The following is a 16513-nucleotide window of genomic DNA, read 5'->3' on the forward strand; positions in this document are numbered from 1 at the left end:
ATCGTGTAGACGTGGATTGTCTCAGTCGAGGCAGTCCATGCACGCTTACTCAACCGTAAACGGAGGCTGATATGTTGATTGTGCTTTGGATGGTAAATGCTGTCTCTTTGTTGATCGTTGGCTATCTGTTGCCTGGAATTACCTTGACAGGGTTTTGGGCGGCGATGCTTGCAGCACTTGTCTTAGGCTTGCTGAATGCACTGATTAAACCCATTCTGATTCTCTTGACATTGCCGATTACGGTGGTGACGATGGGATTGTTTTTGTTGGTGGTTAATGCGTTGGTGTTCTGGTTGGCAGGCTCCATCCTCAAGGGGTTTGAGGTCAATGGATTCTGGTGGGCGTTGATCGGTGCCATTGTCTATAGTGTGCTTTCCACACTATTCTCATCGTTGTTGTATCAGGCATGACTATTTTAAATGGACAGGCAATTAGCCTGGAGTTTTTTCCGCCGCGCGATGAAGCTGGGCGTAAGCGACTCGTGGAGACGGCAAACACCCTTAAATCACTGAATCCGGGTTACGTCAGTGTCACGTTTGGCGCTGGTGGCACGACTCGTGACGGTACCTTAGAAACCGTTGAAATCCTCAGTGGTGAAGGGTTTGATACTGCACCACACTTATCCTGTATCGGCTCCTCACCCGACGATTTGCGTCGTTTGCTGGATCGCTACCGTGATATGGGTGTACGCCGTATTGTGGCCTTGCGCGGGGATATGCCATCTGGGATGGGCATGATGGGCAGTCAGGATACCTTGCGTTACGCCGTCGATCTGGTGAGATTGATTCGTGAGCATAGTGGTGACTGGTTTCACATCGAAGTCGCTGCGTATCCAGAAATGCATCCTCAAGCCTCTGGCCCACAAAAAGATTTAAAGCATTTTGTGGACAAGGTGAACGCGGGTGCAGATGGCGCGATTACGCAGTATTTCTTTAATGCCGATGCGTATTTTGATTTTGTCGATCGCGCACAAATGAAAGGGGTCACAATCCCAATCATTCCGGGCATTATGCCGATCACGAATTACGCACAATTGATTCGCTTTTCGGAAATGTGTGGTGCCGAAGTGCCTCGCTGGATCCGTTTGCGTTTAGCCGAAATGGGTGATGATCGTGAATCGATCCGAGCCTTTGGCGTGGATGTAGTGACTGAGTTGTGTCAGACACTGCTCGAAAATCAGGTTCCAGGCCTACATTTCTATACGCTTAATAATGCGCAAGCAACGCAAGCAATTTGGCAGGCATTGACGACTTAAGCGTTCGAGTCGGTTTCCCTGACGTCATGACGACAGGGAAACCTTTGAGTGCGCTGTTTTCTTTTTAGGCGCACTGCTTTTTCTTATTTTTAATGATTCAGAAACTCAGGCGGGTGACTGACCCAGCCATCCGGTGTCAGAATGGCGTCGAGTCTGAAGTCATGAGGTTGCGCCTGATACTCGGGCTCCAGCGCTTCAATGGCTCCTTCTCGCCAAGCAATCCCGATGGTGATGGGGTGATGTCCCGCTTGACGTAAATCCGCCAAGGTCCGATCATAAAAACCTTTACCATAGCCAATGCGATCGCCCTGTGCGGTAAATCCCAACGTGGGAACTAACACGACATCTGGAATGAGTGGGTTGCGTGCAGGTGGTTCCATGACGCCAAACTGACCTTGAAACAGTTCGGTCTCGACATCCCATTGATGAAATGCAAGTGGCTGTGCAATACCGAGCATAACGGGCAGTGTCACTGTGACCTCATTTAGATCCCATTGACGCATGAGTGGACGCAAATCGGGTTCATTAGCTAGTGGCCAGTAAGCTGCGACAATATTTGGAATAGCTTGCCCTGAATCACGTGCCGCATCTTGTGTATTGGCGAGCCAGGTAAAAAGTCGGGCGCGCAGCAATAAGCCTTCCCGTTCTTGTTGTTCGGGTGAAATCTGATTTCTAAGGTCTTTTAGGCGATTTCTGAGTAGCACTGAGGTATTCTGTTTCATAGTGAAAAACGAGTGGCTGGTGAAATAATCTGGCATTCAACTATTCTGTTTACCACGATCTGTGGTTGAAAAGTGTTCCAGCGATGTGTGTAAAACAGTATTCAGGGGGAAGTTCCGCATGATAAAACGATTGGATAGCGCAAAGTGGCTTAAGACACTGGCTGTAGTGGGTTCCGTGTTCTCGCTCAATGCAGTGTCATTGGCCGTGGCGCAACCGGCTGATAGCTTTCAATATTCCGTCGAAACCCCGAGCGCACAAGCAGTGGCGAAGGCACGCGATGCGGTGACGGCTGGCAAATGGGATCAATTGCCCGTGCTGGTCGAGCAAGCACAAGGCGATACTTTAAAGATTTATGTTGATTTCTGGAACACACTCGGCGCATTAAAGAGGGCGCAATCAGTCCAGACGTTTACCGCAGGCGATGCCTTTCTCGACAAATATCCCGGCACTTATATGGCGGATCGTTTGCGCGCCGAATGGGTTCTGAGAGCCGTCGAACTTGGCGAGTTCGGTAAGGTTGATGAAATCGGAGAATTTATCTGGTTGAACCCACAAGTCCGGTGCTCGAAGCTTTTGGCGCAGCACATGACCAAGGGGGGGGTGGATCCACAAGTTGCGCGTGATACGTTTTCAGCGGGCAATGCTTGCTGGTCGATGGTGAATCGTCTGGCAGGTGACCGAGTACTCAGTCACGAGACATTGAGTGCGATGTTGTTGGATTTGCTGGAAGTAAATCATCTGCGCTCGGCTGAACGTCTGGCACCGCTGGTATTTAAAGGTAAAGACTTAACCGAATACCGTGCGCTCATCAAAAAGCCGCAACAATGGTTAAAGACACAAACAGCCTCGCAGTTTAAGGGTGATCAGGGCTTGCTGGTGGCCATTGCGCTAAGTCGAGTGGCCCGAGATGAGCCTTCTGACGTTGTCGCATCCTTAGAGTCCCATTGGGATAAGCGTCTGCCGCCTGACATGGCAGGTTGGGTGCGAGGGCAGGTTGCGCAACGCAGTGCACTCAACCTCAATATGGATGTGGCCAATCGCTTGTACAAAGAAGCGGGTGATGTGGCTTTGACGAATACCGGTCATGAGTGGCGCGTGCGCTCTGCTTTGCGCCAACCGACGATCGACTGGGTTTGGGTCCAAGAAGCCATTGAAAAAATGCCTGTGGCATTGCAGCTCGATAGTGCATGGCTCTATTGGAAAGCTCGTGCACTGCAAGCGCAGAATCATCCAGAAGCGGCTGAATCACTCTATCAGGCTTTGTCGAATCGACTGGATTTTTATGGGCAGCTAGCGACTGAAGAACTTGGGCACAAAATTGTGGTGCCTAAAACACCGGACCCGGTTACATCTGCGGAATTGCAGAAAGCCCGGGACAATCCGCATCTGCAGCAAGCTGTGGCGTTATTCCGTCAAGGTTGGCGCCCTGAAGCGGTGCCGCAATGGAATTTCTCATTGCGCGGCATGACGGATCGTGAATTGTTGGCGGCGGCAGAGTTTGCGCGTGAGCAACAGTTGTTCGACCGTGTCGTGAATACGTCAGAGCGCACTAAAGACAGTATTGATTTTTCTCAGCGTTTCATTGCACCATTTGCTGGCCAAGTGGGTGCACGCGCCAGTGCGATTGGCTTGGATCCAGCTTGGGTGTATGGCTTAATTCGACAAGAGTCGCGTTTTATCATGGATGCTAAATCGGTTGCAGGCGCCTCTGGTCTGATGCAGTTGATGCCAGCGACAGCCCGTTATGTGGCTAAAAAAATCGGCATGAAAGACTTTCACCCCAGCCGGGTCAACGAATTTGATGTCAACACAGAATTAGGGACACAGTACTTGCTGATGGTGTTAAACGACCTAGATGGCTCTCAGGTGTTGGCCAGTGCAGGTTATAACGCGGGACCTGGTCGCCCGAGAAACTGGCGCTCTAATTTGGCGCAGCCGATTGAAGGTGCGATTTTTGCAGAAACGATTCCGTTTAGCGAGACCCGTGACTATGTCAAAAACGTCTTGTCCAATGCGACCTATTACGGTGCCGTGTTTACGGGTGAGCCTCAATCGCTGAAAGAGCGTTTAGGTGAAATCTCTCGCAAGAGTCGTTGATGAAGGCAATCATCGACATCAAGCCCGATCCACGGCTAGACGGACTGGATGTCTATGTCGTGGGTGGGGCGGTGCGCGATGCCTTGCTTGGATTGCCTTGTGGTGACCGAGACTGGGTTGTGGTTGGCAGTACACCTGAAGCGCTACAAGCCCGCGGGTTTGTGGCTGTGGGAGCGGATTTCCCGGTGTTTTTACATCCACAGACCAAAGAAGAATTTGCCCTGGCTCGCACTGAACGTAAGTCTGGCCGGGGCTATAAAGGTTTTACGTTTTATGCGGGAACAGACGTCACGCTTGAGCAAGATTTGGCGCGTCGCGATCTGACCATCAATGCGATGGCGCAATCACCCGATGGGGTGGTGGTAGATCCTTATGGCGGACAACAAGATTTACAGCAATCGGTCTTGCGTCATGTGGGAGTTGCTTTTGGTGAAGATCCTGTTCGTATCTTAAGACTTGCGCGGTTTACCGCTCGGTTTACTCAATTTAATGTGGCACCCGAAACGATGGCGCTATGCCGCCAAATGGTTGAGCAAGGCGAAGTCGACCATTTAGTCCCTGAACGGGTATGGCAAGAAATTGTCCGTGGATTACGCGCTGAGAAACCTGCCAGAATGTTTGAGGTTTTAAGGGCATGTGGGGCGCTGCCAGTCATCATGCCAAGTCTTGTTTACGATGAAGAACTCGGTGCTCAGCTTGATGAAGTCAGGCGAATATTGTCGCCAGATTTGCCGGCCATTTATGCATTGCTGTTACACAGAACGTCGGATCGGGATGCGCTTTCTCGACGCATTCGCGCAACGACTGAGTGTGCACAATGGGCTCGGTTGTTGCCACAAATCTTGACTGAAATGGCACAAACGCATCTGGCCTATCCATGTGATGAACAAACGGTTCATCAACTGCTCTCATTGATTGAAAAAGCCGATGGGTTTAGACGTGTCGATCGTTTTTTAGACTTGATTAGTTTGGCAGCTTGGCTGCGTGGTCAAGCTGCTCAACCTTGGATTAGTGCATTAGAGGCCGCGCGTGAAGTCGATGCGGGTGCGATTGCGTCTGGATTACAAGGTCAGGGTGGACCAGCCATTGCGCAAGCCGTGCGACAAGCACGCTTAGCTGCGATCTCACAGCAAATGTCGTCGATCCCCGCGCACGAATCCAATCAGTAAGGGATCAATGTCGCGACCAAGGGCGAGCACTTTAAACAACTCACCCATTTCCGCTTCAGAAATTAACATTTCGACCTTACGCATCTGAGCTGGATTTTGATTGATCTCACCGCGCAGCAACAAGTCGGTTAAACCTGCGTTGAGTAAAAAACGTGCCTGACTGGTGAATCCTAAAACATCCAGACCCGACTCAAAAGCAGCATCAGCCATGGCTGTAAAGTCGACGTGTGCAGTCAGATCTTGTAAGCCTGGCGCAAAAAAGGGATCGCTATGAGCTCGATGTTGAATGTGGCACATGAGCGTGCCTTGTGCGCGTTGTGGGTGGTAATACTCGCTTTGTGTAAACCCATAGTCGATCAGCAAGATCAAACCTTTGTGAAGGTGTGATGCGAGTGTGCGGATCCACGCTTGGGCTTGAGGACAAACCTCGGTGACATAGCCTGGTAATGGCGGCATACAACTGGCCAGTTGCTCAGCCAATGCTTGTGGTGCGGGTCGATCTGACCAAATGAATTGCTGTCCATCCCAATCAACGCCACGTTGAAACACCGTTTCATCGTCAGCCCAGCCTAGAAGATGAACAGGCATGGCGTCAAGCACTTCATTTGCGACAACAACTCCCTCAAACTGTTCTGGAATCGTGTCGAGCCAATGGGCGGTGTAACCATGTTTTTGAAAGGTTTCAGCTTGCTGTGCTTTGAGATCATCCGATACTTCGATGAGCTCATACTGCACGTCGTGTAAACCCAGATGCGCGAGCTCATCCAAAATGTCGCAAGCAAGTTGCCCCGTTCCAGGCCCAAACTCAATGATGCGTTTGAGACCTTCGTTGCGCATCACTTGGAATATCTGTTGGGCCAGGGTTTGACCGAAGGTGGCAGAGAGTTCGGGTGCTGTTACAAAGTCGGCATCCGGAACCGCCTGGCCATGCGTTGAGCGTCTGGCCAGTTTACGTAATCCTGCCGTGTAGTAGCCCAGCCCGGGTGCATAAAGCACTTCATGCATCCAGTCATGAAATGGGAGCCAGCCACCTGCCTGCGCGATTGCTTGCGACAGATGGCGGGTGACTGCCTGACTATGCGCGAGCGCTGCTTCGCTGATGCGTACGCTGTCCTGGGCGTGATTTGCCTGCGGATGCGGCTGAGCGGCGTGCGCCTGATGGGGCGCCTGCTCGTGAGCCTGCGGTGGCTGATTTGTGTGATTTACGGGCTGGTCGTTTTGCATGAGCGTCAGTATAAGGCTTACGCGGCTTGCCGGCGGTGGCACCGGCTCCTGGGCGTGGAGAACGACGGGGTTTTGTACGTTCGCGAACAGGTGTCGGTTCTAGACCTTCGATTTCTGTGATGGCAATCGTATGTCCCAAGGTTTGTTCGATACGACGAACCTGGTGACGTTCACGTTGTTCCGCAAATGTGATGGCCGTTCCTTTGCGACCGGCACGACCTGTACGGCCGATTCGGTGGATATAGTCTTCGGGCTGCTTGGGCAGATCAAAGTTAATGGCGTGACTGATGGTGCTCACATCCAGTCCGCGTGCTGCAACGTCAGTGGCCACGAGCATACGGATACGGCCTTCTTGTAAAGCTCGTACCGTCCGAGTGCGCTGTTGCTGATTCATGTCACCATGCAAAGCGCCAGTCCGATAACCTTCATCGGCCAGTTCTTGAGCCAGATCGGCCGCACCACGTTTGGTGGACGTAAAAATAATGGCTTGATTGATCTGGTCATCACTCAGAACATGAGCCAACAATTGGCGTTTGTGGCCAGGATTGTCGGCGTAATGGATACGCTGCTTGATCTGTGCGTGTTGCTGCTTAGGCGGCTCGATATTCAGATGCGCTGGGTCTTGCAGCATGTCGCCAGCCAGACGGGCAATACGTCGGTCTAACGTGGCAGAGAAAAAGAATGTTTGGCGCTCTTTAGGGATCTTGCTCACAACTGTTTCGATGTCATCGATAAACCCCATGTCAAGCATACGGTCAGCTTCATCGAGCACCAAGGTTTTAACGCGTGAGAGATCGGCCAAGCCGCTACGGACGTGATCCAGCAGACGACCGGGAGTGGCCACGATAATATCCACACGGCGTGACAACATACGTTGTTGCGGGCGATAGGGCATACCGCCAACTAAGGTGGCAACTTTGAGACCGTTCAAATGGCTACCCAGTTGGGTGGCCATGGTGCCAATCTGTTGCGCCAGTTCGCGTGTGGGCGTCAGAATCAAAATATGTGCACCGTGATCACGGCGACGCAAATTGAAACTCAATTGTTGGAGTGCAGGCAGCAAAAATGCGGCCGTTTTACCACTACCCGTGCGAGCCTGGACGAGCAAGTCTTTGCCAGTCAGTGCGAGTGGAATGGATTTTGCCTGTACAGGCGTGGGCTGAGCATAGCCAGCCTCTTTGGTTGCACGCAGAAGCTCTGGTGCAAGACCGAGGGTGTCAAATGACATGTCTATCCTTTCGTTGGAGAGAAGGGTGCCGGACCGCATCAACCGAACGCCGACGACCGAATCAAGGTCTCATTACGAAAGGAAAGTAGGTCTGGAGGAAATGAGCCTTTCAGTTTAACCGTATTTTGCTTTGGGGTAAACCCTAATTTTTTAAGATACCACGGGTGGTTGGTTGAATCGCACCAATGTCTAGCGGTGGTGTCTGTCAGCTTGGTGTTGCGAACCAGTCGATTGTTTTTTGAGCTTGAGCCTGTAACCAGTGGTTGCTTAATACGAAATGATTGCAACCAATAAATGGGTGTGGTGGCCGATTTGCGGAAAGGGGTGACGGATGGTTTGCGTCCAGAATCAGTCGCGATGTGGCTGGCAAACCTTGGGCTTGCGTAGTTTGCTCAATGAGGGTGCGTTTGGACTGGGCATGGCGTCCCCAGAGCAGATAGACGATAGGGACAGGTTGTTGTGCCGTGGCTGCAATCAAATAATCGGTCAACGTTTGCCAACCATACTCGGCATGTGACGCAGCACGACCTTGTGCCACAGTGAGAGTGGCGTTCAGTAATAAAACGCCTTGCTGCGCCCAATGACTTAGATCATGCGAGATTACAGGCTCATCGATGTGTGGATGGCTGCGTGTGATTTCTTTCAGGATATTGCGTAGACTCGGTGGAGCCACGGTGTCTTGAACTGAAAATGCCAGCCCATGAGCTTGGTCAGGCCCGTGGTATGGATCTTGTCCGAGGATGACCACTCGAGTTTGCTGTAAAGGTGTTTTTCGCAAGGCGTACCAAGGATCGGATGGGAAAATCTGCTCTCCCCGATCAAGGTCTGCTTGCAGTTTGGTACGAATTTGTGCAAGCTGAGATTGCGCGTCTTGAGTGCTCAGCACGATCTGCCAGCAATCTGGTAGATCGTGTGTTTCGAGTGCACTGACACTTTGTAGAAGGTTGCGCGGTCCAAAGAGCGTCATATAAATGCTGAATTCATAAATTCACAGGTTTATTCAGCTTGTTTACTCTGACGACGTTGTGTCATGGCTTCAATGGCGTCGGCACGCTCAATGAGTTGCTGAGCCTGCATGGCAACCGGGGCATCCACCATTCGACCTTCAAATGTGCAAGCACCTCGTCCAGCCGCCATTTCAGCTTCATACGTGGCGAGCAATCGTCTGGCACGGTCGACCGCTTCAGGGTCTGGACTAAAGGCCTCGTTGGCTGCATCCACTTGCGTTGGGTGCACACAAAATGCACCTTCAAAACCCAGTCGAGAAGCGCGCTGAACGGTTTCCCGAAACTTGTCTTGGTCGGCGTAGTCGGCCACAGAGCCAATAAATCCTAAGGGAGCCACGCCAGCACGGCGACAAGCGGTCAAGGCCATGATGTTGGGCACATAGAGCGTATCTGGGTCAACGGCCATGCGCATAGAGACCGCGAGGTCTTCTGCACCCACGATGACACCATATAAACGCGGTGTTGCGCTGGCGATGTCGTCCAGATTGCCCAAACCTTCAGCATCTTCAACCATGGCAATCAGGCGTGTGTGGCCATTGGGAAGACCGGCTTGAGCTTCACATTCATCCAGGATTTCACAGACACTGCGCAGAAATGAGCCATCTGGGACTTTGGGCAACGTGATCGCTTGAACCGCTGGATGCACACAGGCTTCTAGATCACGCACTAACAGTCGCCATGGGCGGTTGACACGCACAATGACATCAAAGCCGGCATCGGCGGCTTGTTGAGCAATGCGGGGAATTTCTTTGCGCGTATCGGCTTTGAGGTCCGGCGGGCAAGCATCTTCCAAGTCGAGTTGGATGGCATCGGCGTTGCGACGCAAAGCACTCTGAATAAATTTGTCGATATGTGCAGGGACAAATAACATTGAACGCCAGGTGGGTGTGTAAGGTTTTGTCATAAATAATTACTCGTTCCGATGAGGTTAATAGGGTGAATCATCAATTGTGGCTCATGCTGAACAACTTAGAGCATGGTGCTTTGTGTTTGGTTACGGCCTGAGTTCTTGGCTTTATAGAGTTGTGCATCCGCAGCCAAGATTAACTGATCTGAGTTCGCCTCAGATCCTGGAGTGTATGTCGCAATCCCACAGCTGGTGGTGAGTGTTGACATGAGTGGGCTTTTACGGTTGGGCAGTCCCGCTTGAATAATGTCGTGGCGAATTTCTTCAGCCAGACGGAATGCTTGTTCCATGGTGGTGCCAGGCAGCAGACAAATAAACTCCTCACCGCCAAAGCGTGCTACCAGATCGTGGCTGCGCTGGCAGCGATTTTTAAGGATGTCGGCCACCTGCCGTAGATAATCGTCGCCCGTCACATGGCCATACAAATCATTGACGGCTTTAAAGTGGTCCAGATCTAGCAATAGAAGGGATAAGTGTTTGCCAAAGCGTTTTGCGCGACGCAGCTCTCGATCGAGTGTTTGATCAAAGTGGCGACGGTTCGCAACATCAGTAAGACTGTCGGTGAGGCTGAGTTTTTCTAGTTTAGAATTGGCCTCTTGGAGGGCTTGCCGCTGCTGCTCGATCTGGACTTGGTTTTCTGCTAAGACGCGTGAAAAGTTTCTGGATCGATACCATGCCCAAAACAGAAATAGCGTGACCAGTCCAATCAGAAGACTGGACATTTTAAGGATTTCTGCTTCACGAATACGAACGAGATAGCGCTCAATCAGATGCTGCTCACTTAACTCGTGGTGTTCATATGAGGGTGCTGTGTCGATCTGTAATAGATGACGATCAAAGAGCTCGGTCAGAAACGCATGTTCAAGTGTTGCGGGGAGATAGAAGCCATAGTTTCGCGGTTCGTTGTACAGAATTTGTCGTCTTTCCAGATCAAACAGATCATGTTGATAACGAGCTTCTCGAAAGAAGTTTTTGTTCACAATCAACGCATCTAAGTCCCCTTTTTGAAGCGCGCCGTACATGGTTTGCGCTTGTTCTATATGCTTGAAAGGATGAAGTGCTTCGGGAGGAAGTGTTTCCTTTAAGTAGCGTTCGATCGCGCTCTTTTCTATATAACCAACCCGGCGATCGGCAAAGTCAGCTAGATTAGTCAGCGTTGTTGGAGTGTCCCTACGTGTAATAACCGCATACAAAGATTGGTAGTAAGGCTCAGTGAAATGACCGAGGTCGGCCCGCCAAGGTGTGTGACTCAAAGGCAGAAATAGATCAACTTTTTTATTTTGAACATCGTCTATCGCTTGTGCGAGTGAATCGACCTCAGCAGTTTGAAATTGAAAGTCTAGGTCAATGGCTCTAGCAATTGAGCAAAAAACATCAATAGCGATCCCCTGATACCCTTGTGTATCTGGGTTAAAAAAAGAAAGCGGTGGCGCATTGCCAACGATTGTAACTTTGAGTTTGGGCAGTTCACGCAAGCGTTTCTTATCATCTTCAGACAAGACGATCGGACGTTTAAATGGCAGGTTGATGGCATTGTTACAGGTTGCATCAATGTCAATGCCTGTGCTCCCCGCTGCTGTTTGTGCGGCCGCATTCAGTGGGCCCAACACAAAGAGGACAATAGACTGAATGATCAATAGGCAATATCGCCAGCTGATGGATTGTTTGAGCATCGCGAGTTTTGAGCAAGCCTGTCAATAGGTGAACGCTTTGAGTTTTGCTATCAGTGTATGCGAGGATGAGCCTTCAGTATCCATTAAAACCTGTCGAGATTTATCTCGGTTCATGGTTTTGTCCCAGATTAGTCATTTTCTCGATGTAATTCAAATGTCCCTGAGCCTGTTGGTCTGCTGATAGTGAGAAACGATTGTTAGTCCGAATTCGGGAATTTGATGTGTTTTCTAGCTAAGTATCCTGTTTTGATCCTACCTATGGTGAGCCTCTAAGTACGTAACCATACATGTCAGAGGTAGATTTCAACTGATTTACAAGAAAGACAGTATCATTTGTGAGGAATTGTTAATGAATCTTGATGTATAATATATTTAATTACATAATGTAATGGTTCTATAATCTAAAAATATCCGTGTAAGCGTGATGTTTCGTGATTTATAGAATGAAGGACTTGATATGACGACGAGTAACGCTTTTTCCTCTTCCGCATTGGCTGAATTGCGCGAATCAGCTGGTCAGGCCTGTCGATTGTTAAAAACGATGGCCAATGAAGACCGTTTGTTGCTGTTGTGCCACATGATTAGTGAGGAAGTGAATGTTGGAGAACTGGAGAAACTGACAGGCATCCGACAGCCCACGTTGTCTCAGCAGCTTGGTGTGCTCAGAGATGAGGGCTTGGTGAATACTCGTCGTGAAGGCAAGTACATTTATTATTCATTAGCAAGTGAAGCAGTGCTTCAGGTGATGCATACGTTGTACTCGATGTTTTGTAGCATCCCGGAAAAAGAGCCTGTTTCCGTTCAGGAGTAACCATGAAAATCAACTTGGGTGGTCTGGATCGTGGCATTCGCGTGATTGTAGGGGTTGTGCTGATCGTTTTGGCACTGATGGGAACAATCGGCCCCTGGGGCTGGATTGGTTTAATTCCTTTGCTGACCGGTCTCTTTGGCAATTGCCCGGTGTATTCCATCTTTAAGATCAATACGTGCCCACTCAAAAAATGAGGTGAGTGAGTTATTGTGATCAGTGACGCGCTGAGCTAGCTTATCGTGCACACATAAAAAGTGACCACATAAAACTGCGCACATGTTCGTCAGAGATTGACAAAGACATGTGCGCATTTTTTATATTGATTGTTGTTTTTTGGCGCTTGCTGTATCTTGAGTTTTGCACAAGTGTTTTAGCTTAAACGTGACCCTCAAAGAGTGCTTGTAAGGCCTCACCTGGATCTGGTGCACGCATAAAGGCTTCACCAATCAAGAATGCTTGCACATCATTGGCCAGCATTTTTTCAACATCGTCTCGTACAAGAATTCCGCTTTCGGTAATGAGGCGGCGATCAGACGGGATCTGAGACAGCAAGGACAATGTGGTGTCCAGTGTCGTTTCAAAGGTTCTGAGATTTCGGTTGTTAATGCCCAGCAAGGGTGTTTTTAGTTGCAATGCTTGCTCTAATTCCTCGCCATCATGAATTTCAACCAACACATCCATACCCAGCTCGGTCGCAACTGATTCGAGTTCTTGCATCTGGGATAGTTCAAGAGCTGCCACAATCAGCAAAATGCAATCCGCACCCATTGCCCGTGCGGAAACAACTTGATAGGGGTCGATGATGAAATCTTTGCGTAAAACAGGCAAAGAACATGCGGCGCGTGCCTGTCTTAAATAATCGTGTGATCCCTGAAAAAACTGCACATCTGTCAGTACCGACAGGCAGGCGGCACCCGCCACGGCATAGGATTTTGCAATGGAGGCTGGATCAAAGTTTTCTCGCAAAATACCTTTAGATGGCGAGGCTTTTTTGATTTCAGCGATGATGGCACTTTTGCCCTCACTGATCTTGTTTTCTAGGGCTTGTGCAAAACCACGCACATCTTGTCGGGACTGTGCTTCGCGCAACACGTCTTCCAGACTGCGCAATTGTCGTGCTGCTTGAATTTCCTGTGTTTTCACAGAAATAATTTTGCGCAAAATATCGGTACTCACTGTCCCAACCTCCGGGTTGTCTCGCAGAATTGTTCAAGTTTGGCTAGGCCTGCACCACTGGCGATGATTTCAAACGCCATCTCGATGCCTTGTGCCATGGTGGCAGCCTGATTGCCTGCATAAATAGCCAGTCCCGCATTGTAGGCGACAATGTCACGCGCAACGCCGGGTTTGTTGTTCAGGGCTTGCATGAGCATTTCTTTGGATTCTTCTCGGTTGTGAATCCGAATGGTGCGGTTTGACACCATGTCTAGCCCAAAGTCTTCGGGGTGAATTTCGTATTCACGAACTTCGCCGTCACGTAATTCGCCCACCATGGTTGCAGCACCCAATGATGCTTCATCCATCCCGTCCATACCATAGACAATCAGCACGTGGCTAGAACCCAGCGCTTTCAAAACACGGACTTGAATACCAACCAAATCCGGATGAAACACACCCATCATCTGGTTTTTGGCACCAGCCGGATTCGTGAGGGGCCCCAGAATGTTAAAGATGGTGCGAACACCAAGTTCTTTACGCACCGCAGCCACATGTCGCATCGCGGTGTGGTGATTGGGTGCAAACATGAAGCAGATGCCCGTTTCTTGTAGGCATTCATTGATTTGTTCAGGGCCCAAATCAACTCGAGCACCAAGTGATTCGATCAGGTCTGCACTGCCGCTCGGTGAAGAGGCACTGCGACCACCGTGCTTGGCAACACGCACACCGGCGGCCGCTGCGACAAACATGGCCGAGGTGGAAATATTGAAGGTGTTACTGCCATCACCTCCTGTGCCGCATAAATCGAGCAGGCTTTCAGGGTCGTCTGCAGGCACTGAAGTTGCAAACTCTCGCATGACGGTTGCCGCGGCGGTAATTTCACCGATGGTTTCTTTTTTGACGCGCAAGCCCATTAAAAAGGCCGCTGTCATCGAGGGCGACATTTCACCGCGCATCACCATGCGCATGAGATGCAACATCTCTTCATGGAAAATTTCACGGTGCTCAATGCACCGTGCTAATGCTTCGCTGGGTGTGATCATGAAGACTCCTTGGTCATTCCAGACGTAAAAAATTCTGTAACAAAGCGTGACCCTGTTCGCTTAAGACGGATTCCGGATGAAACTGCACTCCGTAAATGGGCAGGGTTTTATGACGCACACCCATGATTTCACCATCAGCCGTCTGAGCTGTGACTTCGAGGCAATCCGGCAACGTTTCGCGCTCAATCGCTAATGAGTGATAGCGGATCACGGTAAAGCTGTGTGGTAAGCCCTGAAACACGTCAGAACCCGTGTGTGTAATCACAGACGTTTTACCGTGCATGATCTCTTGGGCACGCACAATCCGTGCACCAAACGCTTCACCAATGGCTTGGTGCCCTAAGCAGACACCGAAGATGGGGATTTGTCCCCCGAAGGTCTTGATCACATCAACCGACACACCTGCCTGAGCTGGAGTACCCGGGCCGGGTGAGATGCAGATGCGATCGGGGGCCAGAGCACGAATTTCTTCGATAGTGATTTGGTCATTTCGACGCACGTCGACGTCTTGGCCAAGTTCCCCAAAATATTGAACGAGGTTGTAGGTAAATGAATCGTAATTGTCGATCATTAAAAGTTTGCGCATGACAGTCTCCTTGGCATCTCGTGACGCCTTGTCTGATAGAAATGGTTACAGGGGTGTATCAAGTCCGTTTTGGACTTGTTCGGCCGCGCGCAAGACAGCGCGCGCCTTCACTTCTGTTTCCATCCATTCTTTTTCAGGGTCGGAGTCTGCGACAACGCCGGCCGCAGCTTGTACGTACAACATGCCATCCTGAATAATGCCCGTGCGAATCGCAATCGCCACATCCATCTCTTGGCCGTAACTCAGATAGCCTGCGGCGCCACCATAAATGCCTCTACGCACAGGTTCGAGTTCGTCGATCAGTTCCATCGCACGCACTTTCGGTGCGCCGGTGAGTGTGCCGGCTGGGAAGGTCGCGCGTAACACGTCCATGTTGCTCATTTCAGGGGCAAGGACGCCCGTGACATTGGAGACTAGGTGCATGACATGGGAGTAACGCTCAATGATCATGGTGTCTGTGACTTTGACAGAACCAATTTTGGCAACACGTCCAACGTCATTGCGTGCCAAGTCAATCAACATGACATGCTCGGCGACTTCTTTGGGGTCGGCTTGTAACTCAGCAGCCAGTGCGGCATCTTCTTCAGGTGTGCCACCACGTTTACGAGTGCCCGCTAAGGGGCGAATTGTGATGAGTGTTTCGGGCTCTAAAGCATCTTCTTGCCCTGCCACGCGTTCCTGGCGTACGAGAATTTCAGGGGAGGCACCCACCACCTGAAAATCACCAAAGTTCCAGAAATACATGTAAGGCGAGGGGTTCAGAGAACGTAGTGCACGGTATAACGACAAGGGGGAATCACTGAATGGCTTAGCAATCACTTGTCCGACTTGAACTTGCATGAGGTCGCCCGCCTCAATATGTGCTTTGGCGGTGCGCACGGCTTCCAGGTAGTCTTCTTTTTGGAAGCTGCGAATTTCCTGAGTCTGTGTGCTGGCCTGGCTGTAAGGCGTGTCCACAGGTTTGCGCAGACGAATGCGCAGATCCCGCAAACGACTCTGTGTTTTACTGAATGCTTCGGGCTGCGAAGGATCGGCATAAACAATCAGATAGATTTTGCCGGCCACGTTATCTACGATGACGAGCTCATCAACATGCAGCAAAAGGATGTCTGGGGGACCTTCGCCCATCCCTTGAGGATACGGTTTGGTCGGTGCGCCAAGTCGCGGTTCAATGTGGCGTACGGTATCGTAGCCGAAGTAACCTGCGAGGCCACCTGCAAAACGGGGCATCCCGGGTCTGAGGGCGACTTTAAAGCGTTTTTGATAGGACTCGATAAAGCTCAGTGGGTCGCCTTCATGAGTCTCAACGATTTTGTCATCGGTGAGGACTTCGGTGACTTGGCCGCGTGAACGAATAATCGTGCGTGCAGGCAGTGCGATAAATGAGTAGCGTCCAAAACGTTCGCCACCCATGACCGATTCCATCAGGCTGGTGTAGCGTCCGCCGTTAGGGCCAGAGTGGGCGAGTTTTAAGTAGATGGCCAGAGGGGTATCCAGATCCGCGTAGGTCTCGCTGATGAGAGGAATCCGGTTGTAACCTTGTGCAGCTAGTGCGTTGAATTCAATTTCAGTCATGATGTTTGCCGAATAATGGGTTGTTCTGAAAATCGGGCTAAATCACCAAAGCGTTGT

At 50.6% G+C, this 16513-nt stretch carries 16 protein-coding genes; 6 read left to right on the plus strand and 10 right to left on the minus strand.

Annotated features, from left to right (window positions below):
• Window positions 1–71 precede the first annotated feature (71 nt).
• Together ACOI06_RS01685 and metF are read left to right on the plus strand one after the other, a co-directional pair.
• Window positions 72–410 carry a phage holin family protein gene (locus ACOI06_RS01685; RefSeq protein WP_420660750.1) on the plus strand — a complete coding sequence of 113 codons (339 nt, stop codon included), beginning with the start codon at window positions 72–74 and terminating at the stop codon, window positions 408–410.
• Window positions 407–1255: a methylenetetrahydrofolate reductase [NAD(P)H] gene (metF, locus tag ACOI06_RS01690; protein ID WP_420660751.1), complete on the plus strand. Its 849-nt coding sequence runs from the start codon at window positions 407–409 to the stop codon at window positions 1253–1255. The genes ACOI06_RS01685 and metF overlap by 4 nt, the downstream gene beginning before the upstream one ends.
• Window positions 1256–1344: 89 nt before the next feature.
• Here metF and ACOI06_RS01695 read toward each other — a convergent pair whose 3' ends face one another.
• Window positions 1345–1977 (minus strand): 5-formyltetrahydrofolate cyclo-ligase, encoded by a 633-nt coding sequence (locus tag ACOI06_RS01695; RefSeq protein WP_420660752.1) that lies wholly within the window; start codon window positions 1975–1977, stop codon window positions 1345–1347.
• Between the two features lie 118 nt (window positions 1978–2095).
• On the opposite strand from ACOI06_RS01695, the gene ACOI06_RS01700 reads away from it, so the two are divergent.
• Together ACOI06_RS01700 and ACOI06_RS01705 are read left to right on the plus strand one after the other, a co-directional pair.
• Window positions 2096–4075 carry a transglycosylase SLT domain-containing protein gene (locus ACOI06_RS01700; protein WP_420660753.1) on the plus strand — a complete coding sequence of 660 codons (1980 nt, stop codon included), beginning with the start codon at window positions 2096–2098 and terminating at the stop codon, window positions 4073–4075.
• Window positions 4075–5244 (plus strand): hypothetical protein, encoded by a 1170-nt coding sequence (locus tag ACOI06_RS01705; protein WP_420660754.1) that lies wholly within the window; start codon window positions 4075–4077, stop codon window positions 5242–5244. The genes ACOI06_RS01700 and ACOI06_RS01705 overlap by 1 nt, the downstream gene beginning before the upstream one ends.
• Here the strand turns inward: ACOI06_RS01705 and ACOI06_RS01710 are convergent.
• The 5 genes from ACOI06_RS01710 to ACOI06_RS01730 all read right to left on the minus strand — a co-directional run bounded on the left by ACOI06_RS01710 (window position 5200) and on the right by ACOI06_RS01730 (window position 11247).
• Window positions 5200–6345 (minus strand): class I SAM-dependent methyltransferase, encoded by a 1146-nt coding sequence (locus ACOI06_RS01710; RefSeq protein ID WP_420661012.1) that lies wholly within the window; start codon window positions 6343–6345, stop codon window positions 5200–5202. The two genes, ACOI06_RS01705 and ACOI06_RS01710, sit on opposite strands and share 45 nt — an antisense overlap.
• Window positions 6320–7696, minus strand: coding sequence for a DEAD/DEAH box helicase (locus tag ACOI06_RS01715; RefSeq protein WP_420660755.1), 1377 nt, complete (start codon window positions 7694–7696; stop codon window positions 6320–6322). Before ACOI06_RS01715 ends, ACOI06_RS01710 begins: the two co-directional genes overlap by 26 nt.
• 205 nt (window positions 7697–7901) lie before the next feature.
• Window positions 7902–8663 carry a uracil-DNA glycosylase gene (locus ACOI06_RS01720; RefSeq protein ID WP_420660756.1) on the minus strand — a complete coding sequence of 254 codons (762 nt, stop codon included), beginning with the start codon at window positions 8661–8663 and terminating at the stop codon, window positions 7902–7904.
• Window positions 8664–8692: 29 nt separating this feature from the next.
• Window positions 8693–9607, minus strand: a complete 915-nt coding sequence (locus ACOI06_RS01725; RefSeq protein WP_420660757.1) for an HpcH/HpaI aldolase/citrate lyase family protein — start codon at window positions 9605–9607, stop codon at window positions 8693–8695.
• Between the two features lie 65 nt (window positions 9608–9672).
• Window positions 9673–11247, minus strand: a complete 1575-nt coding sequence (locus ACOI06_RS01730; protein WP_420660758.1) for a diguanylate cyclase — start codon at window positions 11245–11247, stop codon at window positions 9673–9675.
• A gap of 493 nt (window positions 11248–11740) precedes the next feature.
• Here ACOI06_RS01730 and ACOI06_RS01735 point away from each other — a divergent pair, with 493 nt between their 5' ends.
• Window positions 11741–12094, plus strand: a complete 354-nt coding sequence (locus ACOI06_RS01735; protein WP_420660759.1) for an ArsR/SmtB family transcription factor — start codon at window positions 11741–11743, stop codon at window positions 12092–12094.
• Window positions 12095–12096: 2 nt separating this feature from the next.
• Window positions 12097–12288 (plus strand): YgaP family membrane protein, encoded by a 192-nt coding sequence (locus ACOI06_RS01740; protein WP_420660760.1) that lies wholly within the window; start codon window positions 12097–12099, stop codon window positions 12286–12288.
• A gap of 181 nt (window positions 12289–12469) precedes the next feature.
• Here the strand turns inward: ACOI06_RS01740 and trpC are convergent, their stop codons facing one another.
• From trpC to ACOI06_RS01760, 4 genes are read right to left on the minus strand one after another with little or no spacing between them, the layout of a single operon-like run.
• Window positions 12470–13270, minus strand: coding sequence for an indole-3-glycerol phosphate synthase TrpC (gene trpC / locus ACOI06_RS01745; protein WP_420660761.1), 801 nt, complete (start codon window positions 13268–13270; stop codon window positions 12470–12472).
• Complete coding sequence (gene trpD, locus ACOI06_RS01750) at window positions 13267–14295, minus strand: anthranilate phosphoribosyltransferase (protein WP_420660762.1); 1029 nt, start codon at window positions 14293–14295, stop codon at window positions 13267–13269. The genes trpC and trpD overlap by 4 nt, the downstream gene beginning before the upstream one ends.
• Before the next feature lie 13 nt (window positions 14296–14308).
• On the minus strand, window positions 14309–14881 hold the full coding sequence (locus ACOI06_RS01755; RefSeq protein ID WP_420660763.1) for an anthranilate synthase component II: 573 nt from the start codon (window positions 14879–14881) through the stop codon (window positions 14309–14311).
• A 45-nt stretch (window positions 14882–14926) separates the two neighbouring features.
• Complete coding sequence (locus tag ACOI06_RS01760) at window positions 14927–16456, minus strand: anthranilate synthase component I family protein (protein ID WP_420660764.1); 1530 nt, start codon at window positions 16454–16456, stop codon at window positions 14927–14929.
• Window positions 16457–16513: the final 57 nt, after the last annotated feature.

The organism is Orrella sp. 11846 (assembly GCF_048820935.1).
Taxonomy (GTDB): domain Bacteria; phylum Pseudomonadota; class Gammaproteobacteria; order Burkholderiales; family Burkholderiaceae_B; genus Algicoccus.

Excerpts from the sequence above, each read along its gene's own strand:
- ACOI06_RS01705 (WP_420660754.1), top strand. The coding sequence starts at position 4,075 with ATGAAGGCAATCATCGACATCAAGCCCGATCCACGGCTAGACGGACTG.
- ACOI06_RS01740 (WP_420660760.1), top strand. The coding sequence starts at position 12,097 with ATGAAAATCAACTTGGGTGGTCTGGATCGTGGCATTCGCGTGATTGTA.
- ACOI06_RS01695 (WP_420660752.1), bottom strand. The coding sequence starts at position 1,977 with ATGAAACAGAATACCTCAGTGCTACTCAGAAATCGCCTAAAAGACCTT.
- ACOI06_RS01700 (WP_420660753.1), top strand. The coding sequence starts at position 2,096 with ATGATAAAACGATTGGATAGCGCAAAGTGGCTTAAGACACTGGCTGTA.
- ACOI06_RS01720 (WP_420660756.1), bottom strand. The coding sequence starts at position 8,663 with ATGACGCTCTTTGGACCGCGCAACCTTCTACAAAGTGTCAGTGCACTC.
- ACOI06_RS01755 (WP_420660763.1), bottom strand. The coding sequence starts at position 14,881 with ATGCGCAAACTTTTAATGATCGACAATTACGATTCATTTACCTACAAC.
- ACOI06_RS01715 (WP_420660755.1), bottom strand. The coding sequence starts at position 7,696 with ATGTCATTTGACACCCTCGGTCTTGCACCAGAGCTTCTGCGTGCAACC.
- trpD (WP_420660762.1), bottom strand. The coding sequence starts at position 14,295 with ATGATCACACCCAGCGAAGCATTAGCACGGTGCATTGAGCACCGTGAA.
- metF (WP_420660751.1), top strand. The coding sequence starts at position 407 with ATGACTATTTTAAATGGACAGGCAATTAGCCTGGAGTTTTTTCCGCCG.
- ACOI06_RS01735 (WP_420660759.1), top strand. The coding sequence starts at position 11,741 with ATGACGACGAGTAACGCTTTTTCCTCTTCCGCATTGGCTGAATTGCGC.
- ACOI06_RS01760 (WP_420660764.1), bottom strand. The coding sequence starts at position 16,456 with ATGACTGAAATTGAATTCAACGCACTAGCTGCACAAGGTTACAACCGG.
- ACOI06_RS01725 (WP_420660757.1), bottom strand. The coding sequence starts at position 9,607 with ATGACAAAACCTTACACACCCACCTGGCGTTCAATGTTATTTGTCCCT.
- ACOI06_RS01685 (WP_420660750.1), top strand. The coding sequence starts at position 72 with ATGTTGATTGTGCTTTGGATGGTAAATGCTGTCTCTTTGTTGATCGTT.